This is a genomic window from Streptomyces sp. NPDC059534, from assembly GCF_042743475.1.
In the GTDB taxonomy this organism is placed as follows: domain Bacteria; phylum Actinomycetota; class Actinomycetes; order Streptomycetales; family Streptomycetaceae; genus Streptomyces.
The window spans coordinates 169,850-188,866 of record NZ_JBHWAQ010000007.1 but is presented as its reverse complement, the minus strand read 5'-3'; the positions used below and the strand labels follow the sequence as shown (position 1 = coordinate 188,866).

The following is a 19,017-nucleotide window of genomic DNA, read 5'->3' as shown; positions in this document are numbered from 1 at the left end:
GCGGCACGATGAGCGACACCACCGCGTTACGGAGGACCCCCTGCACCACTCCGAGAGCCGGCGACCCGCCGATGCACCGGCTCCAGGTCCGCCTTCCCGAGCAGGTCCCCTTCGCCGCCGGCACCTTCGACACCATCGGCCCCATGTCGCGCGCGGCCTTCCCGCACCGGCACACCTTCTACGAGATCGTCCACGTCACCGCCGGCACCGGCGCCCACGTCGTCGACCTCGCCCGCTGGGAGCTCCGCCCGCCCCACCTCGGCCTGATCCTGCCCGGACAGCTCCACCACTGGGAGGACGCCCGCGGCCTCGACGGCAGCGTCGTCCTCTTCACCGAGGACTTCCTCCTCGACCACCCCGGCGACCGGGACCTCCTGCGGCGCCTCGGCGAACACCCCTGGCTCACCCTCGACGGGCCCACGCACGCGCGTACCGGCCGTCTGATGGCCGAACTCGTCGAGGAGTACGGACACGGCGCCGACGGCTTCGCGACCGTCCTGCGCTCCCTGCTGCACGTCCTGCTGATCCGTACGGCACGCCTGCGCGGCCCCGCCGCGAGCGCCCCGCCGGCGGGCAGGCCCGCGGCCGTCGCCGAGGAGTTCGCCCGGCTCCTCGGCCGTACCGGAGCGGAGGGCCGGACCGTACGCGAGTGCGCCGAGCTGATCGGCGTCACCCCCGGCTACCTCACCGAGTCCGTCCGGGCCGCCACCGGCCGCACTCCCGGCACCCTGCTCCGCGAAGCCCGCTCACGCGAGGCCCAACGGCTGCTCGCCCACACCGAATTGTCGGTGCGTCAGATCGCCTCCCGGGTCGGCTTCGACGATCCCGCCTATTTCTGCCGCTTCTTCCGCCGCGAGACGGGCCGCAGCCCGGGCGACTTCCGAAAACACCACGACCGCCGTGATCCGTCCATCGAAGACGGCGTCCGGCCCGCCTAGGTTCGATGCCGATCCCCCAGCCCCCCACACGAGGAGCAGGCAGGCATGGACAACGAGACCACCACCGGGCACGTCACCCGCAAGGCGGTGCTGCGCGCGGCGCTCGCGGCCGGCATGGCGGCGCCCGCGGTACTCATGGGCGTACCGGCACTCGCCCGTACCCTCACCGCCGGCGAGGCGGCGCCCGCGCTCACCCCGGAGTGCGACGACGGCGACGACCCCACCCCGGCGCAGACCGAGGGCCCGTACTTCAAGCCCAACTCACCGCTGCGGACCAGCCTGCTGGAGTCCGGTACGGCCGGAGTCCGGCTCACCGTCAGCGGCTACGTCTTCGGGCTGGCCTGCCGGCCGATATCCGGCGTCCTGCTCGACTTCTGGCAGGCCGACACCAACGGCGCCTACGACAACAGCGGCTTCCGCTTCCGCGGCCACCAGTTCACCGACGCCGCCGGCGCCTTCAAGCTGACCACGATCGTGCCCGGCCTCTACCCGGGCCGCACCCGGCACATCCACGTCAAGCTCCAGGCCCCCGGCCGCCCGGTGCTCACCACCCAGCTGTACTTCCCGAACGAGCCCCGCAACAACACCGACACCCTCTTCGACGCACGGCTGCTCATGACCGTGCGCGACGCGGGCGCGGCGAAGGAGGCGGCCTTCGACTTCGTCCTGAACGTGCCGCAGGACCCGGGGCCGACCCCGACCCCGACGCCGACCCCGACGCCCACGGGCGCCCCCGGCGGGACCTGGGCGGCCGGGACCGCCTACCGGGCGGGGGACACCGTCACCTACGGCGGCCCGGGCTATGTGTGCCTCCAGGCGCACACGGCCCAGGCCGGCTGGGAGCCGCCGAACGTCCCCGCGCTCTGGCGGCTCCGCTAGTCACGCGGCGGGAGCGATCCGGCCCCGGACCTCGCCCAGCGCCACGCGGGTGCCGTCCGGGCCCGGCGCCCAGGCCGTCAGGACGACCTCGTCGCCGTCCTCGAGGAACGTCCGCTTGCCACCGGCCAGGTCGAGCGCGTCCCGGCCGTTCCAGGTGAGCTCCAGGAGCGACCCGCGCTGGTTCACCTCGGGCCCGGAGACCGTGCCGGAGCCGTAGAGGTCACCCGTGCGCAGCGAGGCGCCGTTCACCGTCATGTGGGCGAGCTGCTGGGCGGCCGTCCAGTACATGGAGGAGAACGGCGGCTCGGCGACCACCTCGCCGTTGATCTCCACCGTGATCCGCAGGTCGAAGCCGCCCGGCTCCTCCGCGTCCGCGTCCTCCAGGTACGGCAGGAGCGGGAAGTCCCGCGCCGGCGGCGCGGTCCGGGCGGCGTCCAGCGCCTCCAGGGGCGTCACCCACGCCGAGACCGAGGTCTGGAAGGACTTGCCCAGGAACGGGCCGAGCGGCACGTACTCCCACGCCTGCACGTCCCGCGCCGACCAGTCGTTGAGCAGCGTCAGACCGAAGACGTGCTCGCGGAAGTCGCCGAGCGCCACCGGCCGGCCCAGCTCCGACGGGGTGCCGACGAGGAAGCCGACCTCCGCCTCGATGTCCAGCTTGACCGAGGGCCCGAAGACCGGAGCCGCGTCGGTGGGCGCCTTGCGCTGCCCGGAGGGGCGGACGACATCGGTGCCGGAGACCGCGACGGTGCCCGCGCGGCCGTGGTAACCGATCGGCAGGTGCTTCCAGTTGGGGGTGAGCGCGTCGCCGTCGGGGCGGAAGATCCGGCCCACGTTCGTCGCGTGGTGCTCGCTCGCGTAGAAGTCGACGTAGTCCGCGACCTCGTACGGCAGGTGCAGCGTCACCGCGTCCAGCGGGTGCAGCAGCGGCTCGACGTCCGCCCGGTGCGCGGGCACCGTCACCCACGCCGTGAGCGCGCGGCGCACGTCACGCCAGGTGGTCCGCCCGGCCGCGAGCAGCGGGTTCAGGGTGGGCTGCGCGAGCAGGCTCGCGTACGGGGAGCCGAGCGCGTGCGCCGCGGCGCCCGCGTCCAGCACGTACCCGCCGATCCGGACGCCGACCCGGCGGCGGCCGGGCTCGTCGGCGGTGGAGAAGACGCCGTACGGGAGGTTGTGCGGGCCGAAGGGATCGCCCTCGGCCAGGTCGAGCGGGCTGTGCTCGGACATCGGTACGTGCCTCGCTTTCCAGGTGTGTGGGGGACACGTTACGGGCCGGGCCGCCCGGCGCGGATGACATGGATCACAGAGAAAGTGCGGCCTCCGTGGGCAACTGTCCCTATTTGCCCGGTATGTATGCCGGGTGAGCCCCGAACGCGGCCGTGAGCTGCGGAAACAGCGCCTCCAGGGAGGCCCGCCGCGCCTTACGATCGCGGTGGCGCCGCGCCGCGTGAAGCCCCCGCAGCAACCCCGCCCGCCCCCACACTTCGCACTCTTTCTCTGACCAGGAAAAGGTCCGTAACGTGAAGATCCGCCGCATTCTCGCGACCGCCGTGGCCGCCGCCGTGACCACCCCGGTCGTGCTGCTCGCCGCCGCCCCCGCGTTCGCCGACACCAAGCCGGCCCCCGCGCTGACGCAGAAGCCCGCGTCGGACGAGGACGACCACGACGACGAGATGCCGTCGATCGAGGAGCTCAAGGCCGCCGTCGCCGTGGCCCGGAAGGCGTACGACGAGGCCGTCGCCGACCTGGCCAAGGCCATGGACGACCTGAAGGCCCTGGACAAGGCCGACCACCCGCTCCGGGTGAAGGTCGCCGACGCTCAGAAGGCCGTCGAAGCGGCCGCCACGGCCAAGACGGCCGCCGACGAGAAGCTGGCCAAGGCCGTGCAGGCCGAGAAGGACCTCCTGCTGCTTCCCGACGCCACCGAGCAGCAGAAGGCGGACGCCGCCGCCGCCGTCGCCGCCGCGAAGACGGCCGCCGACGAGGCCGCTGCCGCCAAGACGGCCGCCGACGCGGAACTGAGCAAGGCCAACACCGCCTTCGGCGACGCTGCCGTCGCCGCTTCGCGGGTGATCCACCTCGCCCAGAAGGTCGAGAAGGCCGCCAAGCAGGACCTCGCCGACGCCAAGGAGGAGCTGGAGTTCGCCGAGGAGATCGAGGGGGAGTGCAAGGAGGACGGCGCCGTCAAGGTCGCCCTCGGCGGGCCCAGGACGGTCACCGCCGGCAAGAGCGCCTTCTTCTCGCTGCGCGTCACCAACACCTCCGGCCGGACGCTGGACGCGGTCGAGGCGTACGCCAGCGCCGCGCAGCTCCCCGGCCCCGGCGACGTCATCGACGAGGAGACGGACTTCTCCGACCACCTCATCTCCGTCGACTGGTCCTCCGCCGCCCACCCGAAGTGGACGCCGGTCGGCGAGGACTACGACGCCATCGACGTCGGCACCATCGCCAAGGGCCGCAGCACCGACATCAAGCTGCGCCTGACGGTCGCCGCGGACGCCGAGGCCGGCAAGGGCCTGGCCTTCGCCGTCGGCGCGTACGAGAACAACGACGGCACCTGCGGCATCGGCGAGGAGTACGCGACCGTCAACTTCGACATCCTCGCCGCAAAGGGCGAGAAGCCGAAGCCGTCGCCGTCGACCTCCACGCCCACCCCGGCGCCGACCACCGGCAACACGAACACCACCCAGCAGGGCGGCTCGTCGAACACCCCCGTGAACGGCACCCTCGCCGCCACCGGTGCGAACGACACCCTGCCGCTCGGCCTCGCCGCCGCGGGGGCCGTCGCCCTCGGCGCCGGCGCGCTGGTCGTCGCCCGCCGCCGCAAGGCCGGCGCGAGCGCCTGATCCGACGCCGAGGCGCCCGTACCCCCCGCCGGGGTACGGGCGCCTTCGCGCGTGCTCAGCCCGCCGTACGGGCGATCCGCTCCTCCCAGGTGCGGTGGAAGAGGACCTCGCCGCCCTCCTTGCACATCACCTCGTTCCGGGTGAAGAAGGCGTCCGCGTCGCAGGAGATCTCCGAGCGGGTGTCGACCGTGCAGTCCCAGGCGAGCTCGGGCCGGTGCAGCCGCACCGACCACTCCGAGCGGGTCCGGGCGGACAGCGGCCCGCTCTCGTCGATCGTGTACGTCTCCACGGCGTCCTCGGTGAACTCCAGGCCGTCGGGGTACACGCGCGTGCCGCCGTACTTCGGGTCGACGTCGAGCCGCCACTCGCCCTTGGCGACGTCCCGGACCACCACCCGCTCCGGGCGCGGCTCCTCCAGCGTGCGCGGGTACACCACGCCGAGCGGCTCGGACTGCTCCGGCTCCTCCCACTCGACGGCGTCCTCGGTGTGCGCGCGCACCGGCAGGGTGAGGTTCGAGCCCGCCGGGTCGAGGGTGAAGCCCGCCGCGTCCGGCTGCGGCCAGATCCACGGCCAGTACGTGGAGGAGACCGCGAGGCGGACCCGGTGGCCGGGCGCGAAGGCGTGGCCGATGCCGTTCAGCTCGAAGGCGAAGCTCTCCGTCTCGCCGATCTGGGCCTCCACGGCCCGGTCGCGGCCGTAGCGGGCGGAGAAGTTCAGCGCGCCGCGGGTGACGAGGGTGGAGGAGCCGTCCGGGGCGATGTCGCAGAGCCGGGCGATCACCTGCCCGGTCGGGGCGGCCGTCCGCAGCGCGAGGCTGACCGACGGCCGGCCCAGGATCTCGATCGGCCCGCCGTCCTCCGGCACGGGGAAGTCGAAGCACGCCGAGTGGGCGTCCTCGTCGCGCTGGTCGGGCGGCAGGTCGGCGTCGTTGCCGAAGGGGAAGAAGCGGCCCGCGTCGAGCCCGGTCTGCTGGGGCGAGTCGACGACCACGGGCGCGCCCTGGAAGGCGTACGTGACGGGCGTGACGTTCGGGGACGGCCAGGCGGGGTCGGCGACCCAGCGGCCCGGCAGCTCCTCGTAGACGGTGGCCGGCGGGTGCGTGTCGCTGATCCAGGAGCGCAGCAGCGGTTCGGCCATCACGTCGTTCTCGACGCCCTTGAGGTGGTGGTCCCACCAGCGCAGGGTCTCCTGGAGGAAGCCGATCGCGGGGCCCGGCGGCAGGCCGCGGTCCGGGTACTGGTGGGACCAGGGGCCGATGATCCCGCGCACCCGGTCCTGGGGGAGGTGCCGGGCGAGCCGCAGGACGGTGTCGCGGTAGGGGTCGTGCCAGCCGCCGACGGCGAGGACGGCGGCGCGGATCGCCCCGTAGTCCTCGCAGACGCTGCCGTGCTTCCAGTACGCGTCCCGGGTCTGGTGGGCGAGCCAGGTGTGGATGAGGGGCTCCATGGCCTCCAGGCGCCGCAGCCACATCCCGTGCCACTCCTCGCCCACGTACTGCGGGTCCGGCGGGCGGGCCGCGAAGGCGAGCATGGTGGCCGCCCAGGCGTGCATGTCGACGCCGAGGACCGAGCCGCCCATGTAGTGCACGTCGTTGTCGTAGCGGTCGTCGGTGGAGCAGACGGTGACGATCGCCTTGAGCGGTTCGGGGGCGAGGGCGGCGATCTGGAGCGAGTTGAAGCCGCCCCAGGAGATGCCGAACATGCCGACCTTTCCGGTGCACCACTCCTGCTCGGCGAGCCAGTTCACCACCGCCACGCCGTCGGCGAGTTCGACCGCGTCGTACTCGTCGCCGGGCAGGCCCTCGCTGTTGCCGTGGCCGCGGACGTCGACCCGCACGGAGGCGTAGCCGTGCCCGGCGTACCAGGGGTGGCGCTGCCAGTCGCGGGGCGCGGTCCAGTCGGTGAGGCGGTACGGCAGGTACTCCAGGAGGGCCGGTACGGGTTCGTCGGTGTCCGGGCGCCACACGCGCGCGTACAGCCTGGTGCCGTCCGGCAGGGGGATGCGGACGTCCTCGTGGCGGGTCTCGTACGGGAAGTCGGTGCGGATCTTCATCGCGGATACCTCGTGTACCTCGGGCCGGCTCAGTGGACGGGGTGCATGGTGCGGCGCAGCCAGGGCGCCAGGGCGATCACGACGAGGCCGGCGGCGACGGCCACGGCGCCGTTCACGCCGAAGTAGACGGGCTTGGAGACGTCGTCGTAGAGCTTCACGGCCTGCGCCTGGATGCCGTTGGCGAGGGCGAGGGAGAGGAACCAGAGCGACATCGTCTGGCTGGAGAACGCCTTCGGGGCGAGCTTGCTGGTGGCGGACATCCCGGAGGTCTCCAGGAGGACGTCGCCGAGGCCGAGCAGCAGGTACGAGCCGACGATCCACCAGGCGGCCATCTGATACGTGTCGTCGGAGTGCCCGGAGGTCGGCAGGACCATCAGGAGGAACGACAGACCGCCGAGGATCACGCCGAACGCGATCTTGTTGGACGCGTGCGGCTGCCGCTGTCCCATCCGCGCCCAGACGGCGGCCACGACGGGCGCGAGGAGGACTTCGAAGGCGCCCAGCGCGGAGGCGTACCAGCTTGCCGGGAAGTCGAAGCCGAGGATGGTCGTGCGGGCGTTGGTGGACGCGAGCAGGATCATCGTCGAGTACGCCTGGAAGAGGATGAAGTTGAAGACCACCGAGGCCAGGAACAGCACGATGTACGGCTTGAGGCGGCCGCGTTCCTCGGCCGTCACCCGCGGGCTGGAGAACATCACCCAGAAGAAGACGACCGGGGCGATCACCGAGATCAGGGTGAGCAGGTCCACGAACCGGTCCATGGTGAGCCAGCCCGCGAGCGCGAGCGCCGTGGCGGCGAGGGCCACCGAGACCGCGCCGACGGCGATCCGCCGGACGGCCCGGCGCATGGCGTCCGGGGCGAGGGCGAATTCGGCGGAGTGCCTGCGCCCGGCCAGGTGACGGCGGCCGGCGACGTACTGGATCAGGCCGAGGGTCATGCCGAGCGCGGCGGCCGAGAAGCCCCAGTGGTAGCCCTTGTGGTCGGCGAGCCAGCCGGTGATCAGCGGGCCGGCGAAGGCGCCGATGTTGATCGCCATGTAATAGAGCGCGAAGCCGGCGTCGCGGCGGTCGTCGTCCGTGCGGTAGAGCTTGCCGACCATGGTCGCCACGTTCGGCTTGAGCAGGCCGGTGCCGGCGCTGATCAGGCCGAGGCCCACCCAGGTCATGGCGGCCGTCGGCACCGCCATGGCGTAATGGCCGCAGGCGATCAGGATGCCGCCCCAGAGGACCGCGCGGTACGAGCCGAGGATGCGGTCGGCGAGCCAGCCGCCGGCCACCGAGACGAGGTACACGAGGGTGCCGTAGGCGGCGGAGACCGAGGCGGCGGTGCCCGGGTCCATGCCGAGTCCGCCGTCGGCCACGGTGGCGGCGAAGTAGAGGACGAGGATCGCCTGCATGCCGAGGAACGAGAACCGTTCCCAGACCTCCAGGCCCGAGAGGGTCAGCAGACCCCGTGGGTGGCCGAGGAAGGCGTGGTCGTCCTCGGGTGGAGGCTGCTCGCCGTTCGGTTCGGTGTCGATCGTTGTTCGGGACAAAACGCCTACCCCTGGTCGTATCAGCTGATCACGAACATACCGGGGGTGACGGGAAGGCGCCCACGGTGATCGAAAGGTGACCGGATACGCTGGCTGGAGTGCATCCAGCGACACATCGACAATCCATGTGATCGTCAGCAGGCGTCAGCAGACAGGAGACCCCCTCGTGACCGTCGTCGGGCCGTTCGGTCTTAGCGTGCGGGACCAGGCTCTTGAGGCCGATGTCCAGACCGGTTTGGCGGCTGTGGAGGCGGGCCTCCTGGACGCCACCAAGAGTGACGTCCCCTTCATCACCGAGGCCGCGCAGCACCTCGTCCTCGCCGGTGGCAAGCGTTTCCGCCCCCTGCTCGTGATGCTCGCCGCCCAGTTCGGCGACCCCTACGCGCCGGGCGTCGTGCCCTCCGCCGTGGTCGTCGAGCTCACCCACCTGGCCACGCTCTACCACGACGACGTCATGGACGAGGCCGACGTGCGGCGCGGTGTCGACAGCGCCAACACCCGCTGGGGCAACTCGATCGCCGTCCTCACGGGTGACTTCCTCTTCGCCCGCGCCTCGCACACGCTCGCGGACCTCGGTCCCGAGGCCGTACGGATCCAGTCCGAGGCGTTCGAACGCCTGGTGACCGGCCAGATCCTGGAGACCGCGGGACCGACCGACGGCCGCGACCCCGTCGACCACTACCTCGACGTCCTCGGCGGCAAGACCGGCTCCCTCGTCGCCGTCTCCTGCCGCTTCGGCGCCATGATGTCCGGCGCCGACGAGAGCGTCGTCGACACCCTCACCCAGTACGGCGAGCGGCTCGGCGTCGCCTTCCAGCTCGCCGACGACGTCCTCGACATCGCCTCCGACTCCCACGAGTCCGGCAAGACCCCCGGCACCGACCTCCGCGAGGGCATCCCCACCCTCCCGGTCCTGCACCTGCGGGCCGCGGCCGCCGCCCACGGCCGCCCCGAGGACGTCGAGCTCGTCGCCCTCGTCGACGGCGACCTCACCGACGACGCCCGGCACGCCGAGGTGCTGCGCCGGCTGCGCGTCCACCCCGCCCTGGAGCAGGCCCGCCGGGACACCGTGCGCTACGCGGAGGAGGCGCGCGCGATGCTCGCGCCGCTGCCCGACGGGTACGCGAAGGCGGCCCTGGTGGAGCTGTGCGACGCGGTGGTCCACCGCGCGGGCTGAGGGTTCCCGTACACCGCGCGGGCGAGGCCGCCCCCGCGGCGGGTCATCCCGGAGCAGTACGCGAGTTGATCCCGGGGACTGACGCTTCCGGGCGCCCGCTTTGGTCAGATGGAGCCATCGACCACACAGGGCGCACGGAGGTAGCGGAGACCATGGCAGCGAACGAAGCCCGTAGCGAGACCCGTCGCAAGGCGAGCCGGTACGTCGTCCCGGTCGCGGTGGCCGGAGTGGCCGCGGCGACCATCGGCCTCGTCCCGGCCCTCGCGGCGTCCGGTGACCCGGATCTGCCCGCGATCACGGCCCAGCAGCTCATCGAGAAGATCGCCGCGTCGGACACGCAGACCCTGTCCGGCACGTTCAGGATCTCCACCGACCTGGGCCTGCCGGCCCTCGGCGGCCTGGCGTCCGGCCTCGGCGGCGGCTCGGGCTCCGCCTCGGCGGACCCCTCGGAGAAGCTCACCGAACTCGTCTCGGGCACCCACACGCTGCGCGTGGCGGCCGACGGCCCCGAGCGTCAGCGGCTCACCCTGCTCGACGGCTCCGACGAGTACAGCCTGATCCACAACGGCGACGACGTCTGGGCCTACGACAGCAAGTCGAACGAAGTCTTCCACGAGAAGGGCGCGGCCGGCGCCCCCGAGGCGGACAAGCAGCTCCCGAGCACGCCCAGGGAACTCGCGGACGAGGTCCTGAAGGCGGCCGGCGACACCACGTCGATCACCGTCGGCGGCACGGCGAAGGTGGCCGGCCGGGACGCGTACCAGCTGGTGATCAAGCCGAAGCAGGCCGGTTCGACGGTCGAGTCGGTGAAGATCGCCGTGGACGCGGCGAACGGCACCCCGCTGAAGTTCACCCTCTCCTCGGTCGAGGGCGGCAAGCCGGTCGTCGACGCGGGCTTCACGAAGGTCGACTTCGCCCGGCCGGCCGCCTCGGACTTCACCTTCAAGGCGCCGAAGGGCGCGAAGGTGACGGAGGGCGCCGCGGAGAAGGGCCTGGAGTCCGGCGACGACCTGCCGGAGGGCTTCGAGGACGGTCTCGGCGGCCTCGGGAAGGGCTTCGGCGGCCTCGGCGACCTCGCGGGCGGCAGCGGCCCGAACGTGATCGGCGAGGGCTGGACGACCATCGCGTCCTTCGACACGGGCGCGCCGGCGCCCGGGACGGACGAGGCGCCGAAGGAGATCCAGGGCTTCCTGGACTCCTTCGGCGACAAGGTCACCGGGAAGTTCGGCTCGGGCACCGTCTTCAAGACGAAGATCGTGAACGCCCTCCTCACCGACGACGGCAAGGTCTACGTCGGCGCGGTGACGAAGGACGCGCTGGTGGACGCGGCGAACGCCGCCGGGTGACACCGCTGTAGAGCGGTCGGGTTGGGACCCCGGGCGGGTCGGGGGCGATGTTCACCGACCCACCCGGGAGCTTTGCTTTCCTACGGGAAGGTGAGCTTGAAGTTGTTGATGTAGCCGGTGTCGGCTCCGGCCTTGTCCTGGGCGCGGAGCTTCCAGGCGCCGTTGGCGACCTCGGTGGAGGCGTTCACGGTGAAGGTCTGCTGGATGTTGTCGGCGCTGCCGCCGGAGCGGTTGCTCAGGCTGTAGACCGAGCCGTCGGGGGCGACGAGGTCGACGACGAGGTCACCGCGGTAGGTGTGGATGATGTCCACGCCGACGGCGAGGTTGCTCGGGGCGTTGCCGGTGATGCCGGTGACGTTGACCGTCGAGGTGACCGCCGCGCCGGGGGAGTCCGGGATGGTGACGTCGGCCGAGTTCTCGAAGACCGTGCCGGTCGGCGGCGTGGTGGTCCCGGACAGCGTCCAGACCGCGTGCGCGATCGCGTCGCTGTTGCGGTCGAGGGCGGTGTCGTTGATGTTCGCCGTCGTGTCGCAGGACGAGTGGTAGCAGCGGTCGAACGCCTGACCGGAGGTGCCGCCCCACTTCTGGGCCTGGGCCGCCGTCTTGATGTAGTCGGCGCCGGTGAAGAGGCCGCCGACCGGGATGCCGACGTTCTTGAACGGGGCGTGGTCGGAGCGGCCGTCGCCCTCGGTCTCGATCTCCGTGGCGATGCCGAGACCGGCGAAGTAGTCCTTGAACGTCTGCTCGATGGTGGGGTCGTCGTCGTAGACGAAGTAACCCGGGTTCGGCGAGCCGATCATGTCGAAGTTCAGGTAGCCCTTGATCTTCGAACGCTCCGCCGTCGGGAGGTTGTTGACGTAGTACTTCGAGCCTATGAGGCCGAGCTCCTCCGCGCCCCACCAGCCGAAGCGCAGGTGCTTGGTGGGCTGGTAGCCGGCGCGGGACACGGCGAGGGCCGTCTCCAGGACGGCGGCGGAGCCGGAGCCGTTGTCGTTGATCCCGGGGCCCGAGGTGACCGAGTCGAGGTGCGAACCGGACATGATGACCTGGTTCGGGTCTCCGCCCGGCCAGTCGGCTATCAGGTTGTAGCCGGTGGCGCCGCTGGAGGTGAAGGTCTGCAGGGTGGTGGTGTAGCCGGCGGCGTCCAGCTTGGCCTTCACGAAGTCGATCGACGCCTTGTAGCCGGTACGGCCGTGGGCGCGGTTGCCGCCGTTGGCGGTGGCGATCGACTGGAGGTCCGCCAAGTGCTGCTTGACGTTGGCCAGCGGGATGTCGGGCGCGGCGGCGGCCGCCTGTGAACCGGCGGAGGCGGTGCCGGTGAGTCCGCCGAGCGCGAGCGCCGCGAGGGCGGCGGCCGTGGTGACACGTCTGGGCACGGAGATGTTCATCTGTGGGGGCTCCGGATTCCGAACGGGGATGGGACGGAACGTGCGAGACGCCTCGGGCGTGGGTGCCACGAGGCGCTGGAGCTGTGCGCGTGCATGTGCGGTGTTCAGTTGTTCTGTTGCGCATGTGTTCTGTTGTGCGTGCTGAATGTTCAGCGAGAGTTTGACTCCGCGTCAAGAGCGGAAACCGGTCAGCCCCGTTCGCTCACCGGACAGGTCATGGTCATGACCTACGCTGCTGCCCGTGGACGGAATAGACCTCGGAAACGGAATCGTCGGCGCCATCCTCGGAGTCGTCTTCGCGACGCTCTTCCAGCAGTGGACGCAGGACCTGTGGTTCAGGGCCCGCCGCCGCTCCGCGGGCGTCGTCCGCAGCCTCACCTACCGGCAGGAACAGGGCCGCGCCTGGGGCACGTTCTCCCTGGGCCCGCTGCACACCCCCGCGCTCATCGTCGAGGGCGACGGCGACCGGGCCATCGCCGCCGAATCCGTCCACGTCCAAGTGCTCGACGGAGAGATCGAGTTGCCGGAGGAGATGGCGGACTGGCGCACCGAGATCGAGGCCGAGGAGACCCGGGCCGCCGACGCCGGTGAGCGCCGACCCGTCTGGAACGGACCCCGGTACGCCGTCGAATCCGTCGAGATCACCCGTACCGCCCTCGACGAGCAGTCCGAGGTCCACCTGCGGCTGAAGCCCACCGACTACTACACCTTCCTCGCCGCCCAGCAGCTCGACCGGCGCCTCCCGGACGGCACCACCCCGCGCGGCCGCTACCTCGACCCGGACGCGCCGCTCGCCGCGCCCGCGTTCCTCCAGTGCAGCTTCGCCGTCAACGTCGCCGTCGTCACGGCCGACCACCTGCTGGTCGTCAGCCGGCGCAGCGAGCGCGTCCGCATGGCGCCGGGACTCTGGAACTCCTCCGTCAACGAGGGCCTCTCGCGCCACATCGACTCCGCCGGACGCAACGCCCCCGACCTGCACGCCGTCGCCCGCCGGGGCATGCGCGAGGAACTGTCGATCGAACCGCACGAGTACACGCTCACGCTGCTCGCCTTCGTCCTCGACGTCGGCAAGCGCCACTGGAGCGCCCACTTCTACGCGCGCCTGAACGGCCTGACGGGCGACGGCCTCCAGGCCCGCATGAGCAGGGGCGTCGCGGACCGGTGGGAGCACGACACGATCGAGTACGTCCCCTTCCGCACGGCCGACGTCACGCGCTACCTGCTGTCCCCGGAACGCCGCCACCGCTGGGCCCCGCTGGCCCCGGCGCTCTTCCACCTGGCCCTGGTCCACGTGCACGGCCGGGCGTCGGTCGAGCGGGCGGAGGCGCAGGCGGTGCGGCGGGCCTGACGGGGTCAGTGCACGCAGAACTCGTTGCCCTCGGGGTCGGCCATGACGACCCAGGAGCCGGAGGGCTCGTCCACCCGGCGCAGGACCGTGGCGCCGAGCGCGCCCAGGCGGTCGACCTCCGCGTCGCGGGTGCCGGGTTCGGGGTGGAGGTCGAGATGGAGCCGGTTCTTGGTGGTCTTGGGCTCGGGGACGCGCTGGATGAGCAGGCGGCGCCCCAGGCCCCCGCCGGTCACCGGGTCGTGCGGGTCGTCCGGGTGGCGGACGGCGGCGAGATCGCGCCAGCCGAGCCGGGAGCGGTCCGTGCCCTCGTGGAGGGTGAGGGTGGCCTCGGCGGGGGCGGCCCCGAGGTCGAGGAGGCGGCGGATGTGGGGGTCGTGGTCCTCCTCCAGGTAGCCGAGCGCGGCCGCCCAGAAGGCGGCCTGGGCGTGCGGGTCGGCGGCGTCGAGCACAAGCTTCCAATGGATCGCGATCATGTAACTCGTTATAGTGGTTACGTGACCCAGTCCGCCACCGGAACCACTCCGTCCGCCGGAATGACCCTTCGACACCGCGACGGCCGGGACTTCCGGTTCGACGCCGGCGCGCTCTGCCTGGAGCTGCTGCTCACCGGCGGCACCGGCCCCGCCGCCGCCCGGTACGAGGTCCTCGACCGGGTCGACGGCCTGCTCGACTGGGTGCGGGACTGCCGACTGCCCCCCGGCCTCGACCTGACCGTCACGGACACCGAGCTGGCGGCCGTACGGGCCACCCGGGACGCGCTGTGGGAACTGGCCCTCGCCCGGGCCCGGGGGAGCGCCCCCGCACCCGGCGACCTGGCCGTCCTCAACGCCGCCGCCGCCGGGACGCCGCTGGCCGCCCTCGTCACCGCCGACGGCACCCGCGCCTGGGCCCCCGGCGCCACCGGCACCGGACTCCTGGCGACCGTCGCCCGCGACGCCGTCGAACTGCTCACCGGGCCCTACGCCGACCGGATCAGGGTCTGCGGAGCCGACTACTGCGCCCTGCTCTTCGCCGACACCTCCCGCCCCGGGCGCCGCCGCTGGTGCTCGATGGACCGGTGCGGCAACCGGCACAAGGTCCGGGCGCACCGCGCCCGCACCCCGTCGGAGGGGGAGGGCTGACGCCCGGCGCGCGCGTACGGGTGGCAGGCGCCGTCCCGGGACGGAACGGGACGGCGCACCCGCCCGGCAGGCCGTAGGGTCGGGCTCCCGGACCTCCGGTCCCCCCGCCCCGAAGGAGCGCACGTCCATGCACATCGCCGTACTGGGAACGGGTGAGGTCGGTCGTCGCCTCGCCACCAAGCTGGTCTCGCTCGGGCACGAGGTCACGATGGGCTCCCGCACCGCGGACAACGCCGAGGCGGTGAAGTGGGCGGAGGAACACGACGGCGGACACGGCACCTTCGCCGACGCCGCGGCCCCCGCCGAGCTGGTGGTCAACGCGACCGGCGGGCTCGTCTCCCTCGCCGTCCTGCAGGCCGCGGGCGCGGACAACCTGCGCGGCAAGGTCCTCGTCGACGTGTCCAACGCGCTCGACTTCTCGGAGGGCTTCCCGCCCAAGGTCGTCACGCCCGACGGCGGCAGCCTCGCCGAGCAGCTCCAGAAGGCGTTCCCCGACACGCGCGTCGTCAAGACGCTCAACACCATGACCAACACCGTCATGGTCGAGCCCGGCCGCGTCCCCGGCGCCCACAACGTGTTCCTCAGCGGCGACGACGAGGCCGCGAAGACCGTGGTCGCCGGCCTGCTCGGCTCCTTCGGCTGGCCGGCCGACCGGATCGTCGACCTCGGCGACCTGTCCAGCGCCCGCGCCACCGAGCAGCTCATGCAGCTGTGGCTGCGCCTCTACGGGGTGCTCGGCACCGGCGACTTCAACTTCGCGGTCTCCGTCGCCGGTTCCTGAACCAGCAGATGGCCGAGGAGGCCGTCGGGCGTCGGATACGGCTCCTCCCGCGGCAGCAGCCGGCCCGCGGCCTCCAGGTCGCCCGCCCGGACGAGGCCGTGCACCTCGTGGGCGAGCCCGGTCACGTCGGTGATGCCGACCGTCCACGCGTCCGCGTACGCGCGCGACGCCTCGCCCGACAGGCCGAGCTGGAGCGACCGGTACGGCAGCGGCCGGAGGTGCGGGTCGCGCTCCGGGTCCCACTGGACCCGGGCCGGCGCCTCCCTCAGCTGCCGCTGCCAGGTCGCCCGGTCGGGGTGGAACCCGCGGGCGTAGTGCGAGAGGCAGGCGTTCCGCAGAGCCCACTCGAAGCCCTCGCGGGTGATCTCCACGGCGAGGACGGTCTCCTGGCCCTCCTTCTCCCCCCAGCCGGAGCGGTACATCATCCACAGGAACGACGGCTTGATCCACGTCATCCGGTCCCGCTTCCAGACGGCCGGAAAGCGCCCGTCCCGGGCCGCGGCCAGCCCGATCTCGGGCCGGTACGCCTGGTAGACGGTGACGGTGTCCGGGGTGTGGAGCGCCCGGATCCGGTACTTCGGTTCTTCCATGGGGGCCAGAGTGCTCGGCGGCCGCCGGGCACGGCCACCGGTTTTCCGGGCCCTCGGCCGCGCCGAGGGCGCCGCGCCGGCCGCGCCGAGGGCTGCCTCGCCGGCTGCGACCAACGTCACGGCCGGAACATCCCCGTACGCGCCTAATGTGGAGGGATGAACGATTCGCCCGGCTGTCCGCTGATCGGCGTCGCCGCCACGTACATGCCCCGGCTCACGGAGTTCACCTCCGAGCCGGGACTCGTGGCCGCCGTCGACCAGCACGCCGCGGCGGTGCGCGACGCGCTCGTCCCGGCCCAGCGCCGCCGGCGGAACGGGACCCTCCGGCGGGAGGAGCTCGCCGACTACGTCCTGGGGTTCACCGACTGGCTCGCCGAGGCGCGGTGGACCGAGCCCGCCGGGCACGACTTCGCGACCCTGCGCCTGACGGCGGTCTGCTGGCTGATCCGGGAGCACGACCTCCTGGCCGCGTGAACGGCGGGCCCGCCGCCGGGCCCGCCGGGATCAGACGGGGCCCGCCGGGATCAGCCGCCGGCCCGGGCCGGGGGCGTCGCCGGGACCGGAGCGTCGGCCGCGTTCGCACCCGCGCCGGCCACCACCGCCGCCTTCGCCGCCTCGACCTCGGCCCTGCTCTGCCGGGCCGTGCGCAGCGCGTCCCAGGTGAGGAGCGTCAGGGCCAGCCAGACGAGAGCGAAGCCCGCCCAGCGCTCCGCCGGCATCGCCTCGTGGAAGTAGACGACCCCGAGCAGGAACTGGAAGGTCGGCGCCAGGTACTGGAGGAGGCCGAGCGTCGACAGCGGCACACGGATGGCGGCCGCCCCGAAGCAGACCAGCGGGACCGCCGTGACGATGCCGGTGGCGGCGAGGAGGGCGGTGTGGCCGGCGCCCGCGGTGCCGAAGACGAGGGTGTCCTGGGTGCCGAGCCAGACCAGGTAGCCCAGGGCGGGCAGGAACTGGACGGCGGTCTCCGCGGCGAGCGACTCCAGGCCGCCGATGTTGACCTTCTTCTTCACCAGGCCGTAGACGGCGAAGGAGAAGGCGAGGGTGAGCGAGATCCACGGCGGCCGCCCGTACCCGATCGCGAGGACGAGCACGGCGGCGAAGCCGACCCCGACCGCCGCCCACTGCGCGGGGCGCAGTCGTTCCTTCAGGACGAGGACCCCGAGGGCGATGGTGACGAGCGGGTTGATGAAGTAGCCGAGGGACGCCTCGACGACGTGGCCCGTGTTGACCGACCAGATGTACAGGCCCCAGTTCACCGTGATGACGGTGGCGGCGACCGTGATCATGCCGAGCTTGCGGGGGCTGCGCACGAGCTCCCGTATCCAGCCCCAGCGGCGGAGCGCGAGCAGGGCGAGGCCCACGAAGACCAGCGACCACACCATCCGGTGGGCGAGGATCTCGATCGCCCCGGCGGGCTTCAGGAGCGGCCAGAAGAGCGGGACCAGGCCCCACATCCCGTAGGCACCGATCCCGTAGAGCAAACCTGCTCGTCCCTCGTCATCCGTCTTCACCGGACCTCCTGCCCCGCGCCGTGCTGTCCTGTCGAAGGTAGCGCCGCACGGGGCGGGTTGTCATGCCCGTACCGCGATACGGTCATGACCGCGTTACGCGGAGGCCAGCGCCTCCTTGATCGTCACGGCGATCGGGGTGGTCGGGCGGCCGATCAGGCGGGCCAGGTCGCCGGTCCGCAGGGCGAGCGCGCCGTGCTGGACGGCCCGGTCGACGTCGACCAGGATCTCGGCGAAGACCTGCGGGACGCCGGCGCCGGTGAGGACCGCGAGGTGGTCCCCGGCGGGGACGGAGCGGTACGCGATCTCCCGGCCGGACTGCGCCGCGACCTCGGCCGCGTACTCGGCGAGCGACCACGCGGTGTCGCCGCTCAGCTCGTACGTCCTGTTCAGGTGCTCCTCGGCCGGTCCGGCCAGGACGGCGGCCGCGGCGGCGGCGTAGTCGGCCCGGGCGGCGGAGGCGATGCGGCCCTCGCCGGCACTGGCGACGACGGCGCCGTGGGCCAGCACCGGGGCGAGGTTGGCGGTGTAGTTCTCCGTGTACCAGCCGTTGCGGAGGAAGGTGTACGGCAGGCCCGAGGCGAGGATCAGCCGCTCGGTCTCCTTGTGCTCGGCCGCCAGGTCGAAGTCGGCCCCGTCCCCGCCGAGGACCCCGGTGTAGGCGAGCTGGGCCACGCCCGCCGCCTTGGCCGCGCCGACCACGGCGGCGTGCTGCGCCACGCGCTGTCCGACCTCGCTGCCCGAGATCAGCAGCACCCGGTCACCGGTCTCGAAGGCGTCGGCCAGCGTCTCCGGCCGGCTGTAGTCGGCGATCCGCAGCTCGACGCCGCGCTCGGCGAGGTCGGCCGCCTTCTCCTTGTTCCGGACGACGGCGGCGACGTTCTCGGCGGGGACGGTGGCGAGAAGGGCGTCGATGACGAGGCGGCCGAGCTGGCCGGTGGCTCCGGTGACGACGATGCTCATGATGCTTCCTTTTCCCGTGGGGTGCGGTGGGCGATGCACTCACCGTACGTCTGGCGCTAACCTTTCGTAAGTACCCACTTGGAAGTAAGGTACTGGTGTGGAAGTAAGTGAGGAACCCGCGAACCTGCTGTCCGACGTCGACGGCGCCATGTGCCCCGCCCGCCTCGTCCTGGAGCACGTCACCAGCCGCTGGGGCGTGCTCATCCTCATCGCCCTCCGCGAGCGCTCCTACCGCTTCAGCGAGCTCCGCCGCCACGTCGGCCGCGTCAGCGAGAAGATGCTCGCCCAGACCCTCCAGACCCTGGAGCGCGACGGCTTCGTCCACCGCGACGCCAAGCCCGTCATCCCGCCCCGCGTCGACTACTCCCTCACCCCCCTCGGCGAGGAGGCCGCCCGCCAGGTCTGGGAACTCGCCCGCTGGACCGACCGGCGCGTCCCCGAGGTCCGCGCCGCCCGCGAGCGCTACGACCACGCCCGTCGCGAGACCGCTACCGGTTCGTCTCAATGACGTTGTAGTCGGGGCGAGTTGTCGGCGCCTCGC

At 72.4% G+C, this 19,017-nt stretch carries 18 protein-coding genes; 10 read left to right on the top strand and 8 right to left on the bottom strand.

The annotated features are described in order from the left end of the window. The first annotated feature begins 8 nt into the window (after positions 1 to 8). Together ACFVZH_RS11655 and ACFVZH_RS11650 are read left to right on the top strand one after the other, a co-directional pair. Positions 9 to 938: a helix-turn-helix domain-containing protein gene (locus ACFVZH_RS11655; protein ID WP_384895731.1), complete on the top strand. Its 930-nt coding sequence runs from the start codon at positions 9 to 11 to the stop codon at positions 936 to 938. A 45-nt stretch (positions 939 to 983) separates the two neighbouring features. Beyond that, positions 984 to 1,817: a carbohydrate-binding protein gene (locus ACFVZH_RS11650; protein ID WP_384895729.1), complete on the top strand. Its 834-nt coding sequence runs from the start codon at positions 984 to 986 to the stop codon at positions 1,815 to 1,817. Here ACFVZH_RS11650 and fahA read toward each other — a convergent pair whose 3' ends face one another. After that, positions 1,818 to 3,044 carry a fumarylacetoacetase gene (gene fahA, locus ACFVZH_RS11645; protein WP_384895727.1) on the bottom strand — a complete coding sequence of 409 codons (1,227 nt, stop codon included), beginning with the start codon at positions 3,042 to 3,044 and terminating at the stop codon, positions 1,818 to 1,820. Positions 3,045 to 3,337: 293 nt separating this feature from the next. Here fahA and ACFVZH_RS11640 point away from each other — a divergent pair, with 293 nt between their 5' ends. Further along, a complete protein-coding gene (locus ACFVZH_RS11640; RefSeq protein WP_384895725.1) occupies positions 3,338 to 4,663 on the top strand; it encodes an LPXTG cell wall anchor domain-containing protein in 1,326 nt (441 codons plus the stop codon). A 55-nt stretch (positions 4,664 to 4,718) separates the two neighbouring features. Here ACFVZH_RS11640 and ACFVZH_RS11635 read toward each other — a convergent pair whose 3' ends face one another. Next, complete coding sequence (locus ACFVZH_RS11635; RefSeq protein ID WP_384895723.1) at positions 4,719 to 6,716, bottom strand: CocE/NonD family hydrolase; 1,998 nt, start codon at positions 6,714 to 6,716, stop codon at positions 4,719 to 4,721. Positions 6,717 to 6,745: 29 nt separating this feature from the next. After that, positions 6,746 to 8,251, bottom strand: a complete 1,506-nt coding sequence (locus tag ACFVZH_RS11630; RefSeq protein ID WP_384895721.1) for a peptide MFS transporter — start codon at positions 8,249 to 8,251, stop codon at positions 6,746 to 6,748. 166 nt (positions 8,252 to 8,417) lie between these two features. On the opposite strand from ACFVZH_RS11630, the gene ACFVZH_RS11625 reads away from it, so the two are divergent. Next, positions 8,418 to 9,428, top strand: a complete 1,011-nt coding sequence (locus ACFVZH_RS11625; RefSeq protein ID WP_384895720.1) for a polyprenyl synthetase family protein — start codon at positions 8,418 to 8,420, stop codon at positions 9,426 to 9,428. Between the two features lie 152 nt (positions 9,429 to 9,580). Next, positions 9,581 to 10,774 carry an outer membrane lipoprotein carrier protein LolA gene (locus ACFVZH_RS11620; RefSeq protein WP_384895718.1) on the top strand — a complete coding sequence of 398 codons (1,194 nt, stop codon included), beginning with the start codon at positions 9,581 to 9,583 and terminating at the stop codon, positions 10,772 to 10,774. A gap of 80 nt (positions 10,775 to 10,854) precedes the next feature. Here ACFVZH_RS11620 and ACFVZH_RS11615 read toward each other — a convergent pair whose 3' ends face one another. Continuing rightward, positions 10,855 to 12,162, bottom strand: coding sequence for a M28 family metallopeptidase (locus ACFVZH_RS11615; RefSeq protein WP_384895716.1), 1,308 nt, complete (start codon positions 12,160 to 12,162; stop codon positions 10,855 to 10,857). 241 nt (positions 12,163 to 12,403) lie between these two features. On the opposite strand from ACFVZH_RS11615, the gene ACFVZH_RS11610 reads away from it, so the two are divergent. Beyond that, on the top strand, positions 12,404 to 13,510 hold the full coding sequence (locus ACFVZH_RS11610) for a hypothetical protein (protein ID WP_384895714.1): 1,107 nt from the start codon (positions 12,404 to 12,406) through the stop codon (positions 13,508 to 13,510). A 5-nt stretch (positions 13,511 to 13,515) separates the two neighbouring features. On the opposite strand, the gene ACFVZH_RS11605 is transcribed toward ACFVZH_RS11610, so the two are convergent. Continuing rightward, positions 13,516 to 13,983 carry a VOC family protein gene (locus ACFVZH_RS11605; protein ID WP_384895712.1) on the bottom strand — a complete coding sequence of 156 codons (468 nt, stop codon included), beginning with the start codon at positions 13,981 to 13,983 and terminating at the stop codon, positions 13,516 to 13,518. Between the two features lie 60 nt (positions 13,984 to 14,043). On the opposite strand from ACFVZH_RS11605, the gene ACFVZH_RS11600 reads away from it, so the two are divergent. Next, complete coding sequence (locus ACFVZH_RS11600) at positions 14,044 to 14,631, top strand: CGNR zinc finger domain-containing protein (protein WP_384895952.1); 588 nt, start codon at positions 14,044 to 14,046, stop codon at positions 14,629 to 14,631. 127 nt (positions 14,632 to 14,758) lie between these two features. Beyond that, complete coding sequence (locus tag ACFVZH_RS11595; RefSeq protein WP_384895710.1) at positions 14,759 to 15,412, top strand: NADPH-dependent F420 reductase; 654 nt, start codon at positions 14,759 to 14,761, stop codon at positions 15,410 to 15,412. Here the strand turns inward: ACFVZH_RS11595 and ACFVZH_RS11590 are convergent. Further along, positions 15,355 to 16,002: a DUF4291 domain-containing protein gene (locus ACFVZH_RS11590; RefSeq protein ID WP_384895708.1), complete on the bottom strand. Its 648-nt coding sequence runs from the start codon at positions 16,000 to 16,002 to the stop codon at positions 15,355 to 15,357. The two genes, ACFVZH_RS11595 and ACFVZH_RS11590, sit on opposite strands and share 58 nt — an antisense overlap. Positions 16,003 to 16,158: 156 nt before the next feature. Between ACFVZH_RS11590 and ACFVZH_RS11585 the strand changes: the two genes are divergently transcribed. After that, positions 16,159 to 16,476: a DUF6401 family natural product biosynthesis protein gene (locus ACFVZH_RS11585; RefSeq protein ID WP_384895706.1), complete on the top strand. Its 318-nt coding sequence runs from the start codon at positions 16,159 to 16,161 to the stop codon at positions 16,474 to 16,476. Positions 16,477 to 16,526: 50 nt separating this feature from the next. Here the strand turns inward: ACFVZH_RS11585 and rarD are convergent, their stop codons facing one another. Both rarD and ACFVZH_RS11575 read right to left on the bottom strand, forming a co-directional pair. Further along, positions 16,527 to 17,516, bottom strand: a complete 990-nt coding sequence (gene rarD / locus ACFVZH_RS11580) for an EamA family transporter RarD (protein WP_384895704.1) — start codon at positions 17,514 to 17,516, stop codon at positions 16,527 to 16,529. Positions 17,517 to 17,609: 93 nt separating this feature from the next. Next, positions 17,610 to 18,476, bottom strand: a complete 867-nt coding sequence (locus tag ACFVZH_RS11575) for an NmrA family NAD(P)-binding protein (protein ID WP_384895702.1) — start codon at positions 18,474 to 18,476, stop codon at positions 17,610 to 17,612. A 148-nt stretch (positions 18,477 to 18,624) separates the two neighbouring features. Between ACFVZH_RS11575 and ACFVZH_RS11570 the strand changes: the two genes are divergently transcribed. After that, positions 18,625 to 18,984 (top strand): winged helix-turn-helix transcriptional regulator, encoded by a 360-nt coding sequence (locus ACFVZH_RS11570; RefSeq protein ID WP_384895950.1) that lies wholly within the window; start codon positions 18,625 to 18,627, stop codon positions 18,982 to 18,984. Positions 18,985 to 19,017 lie beyond the last annotated feature (33 nt).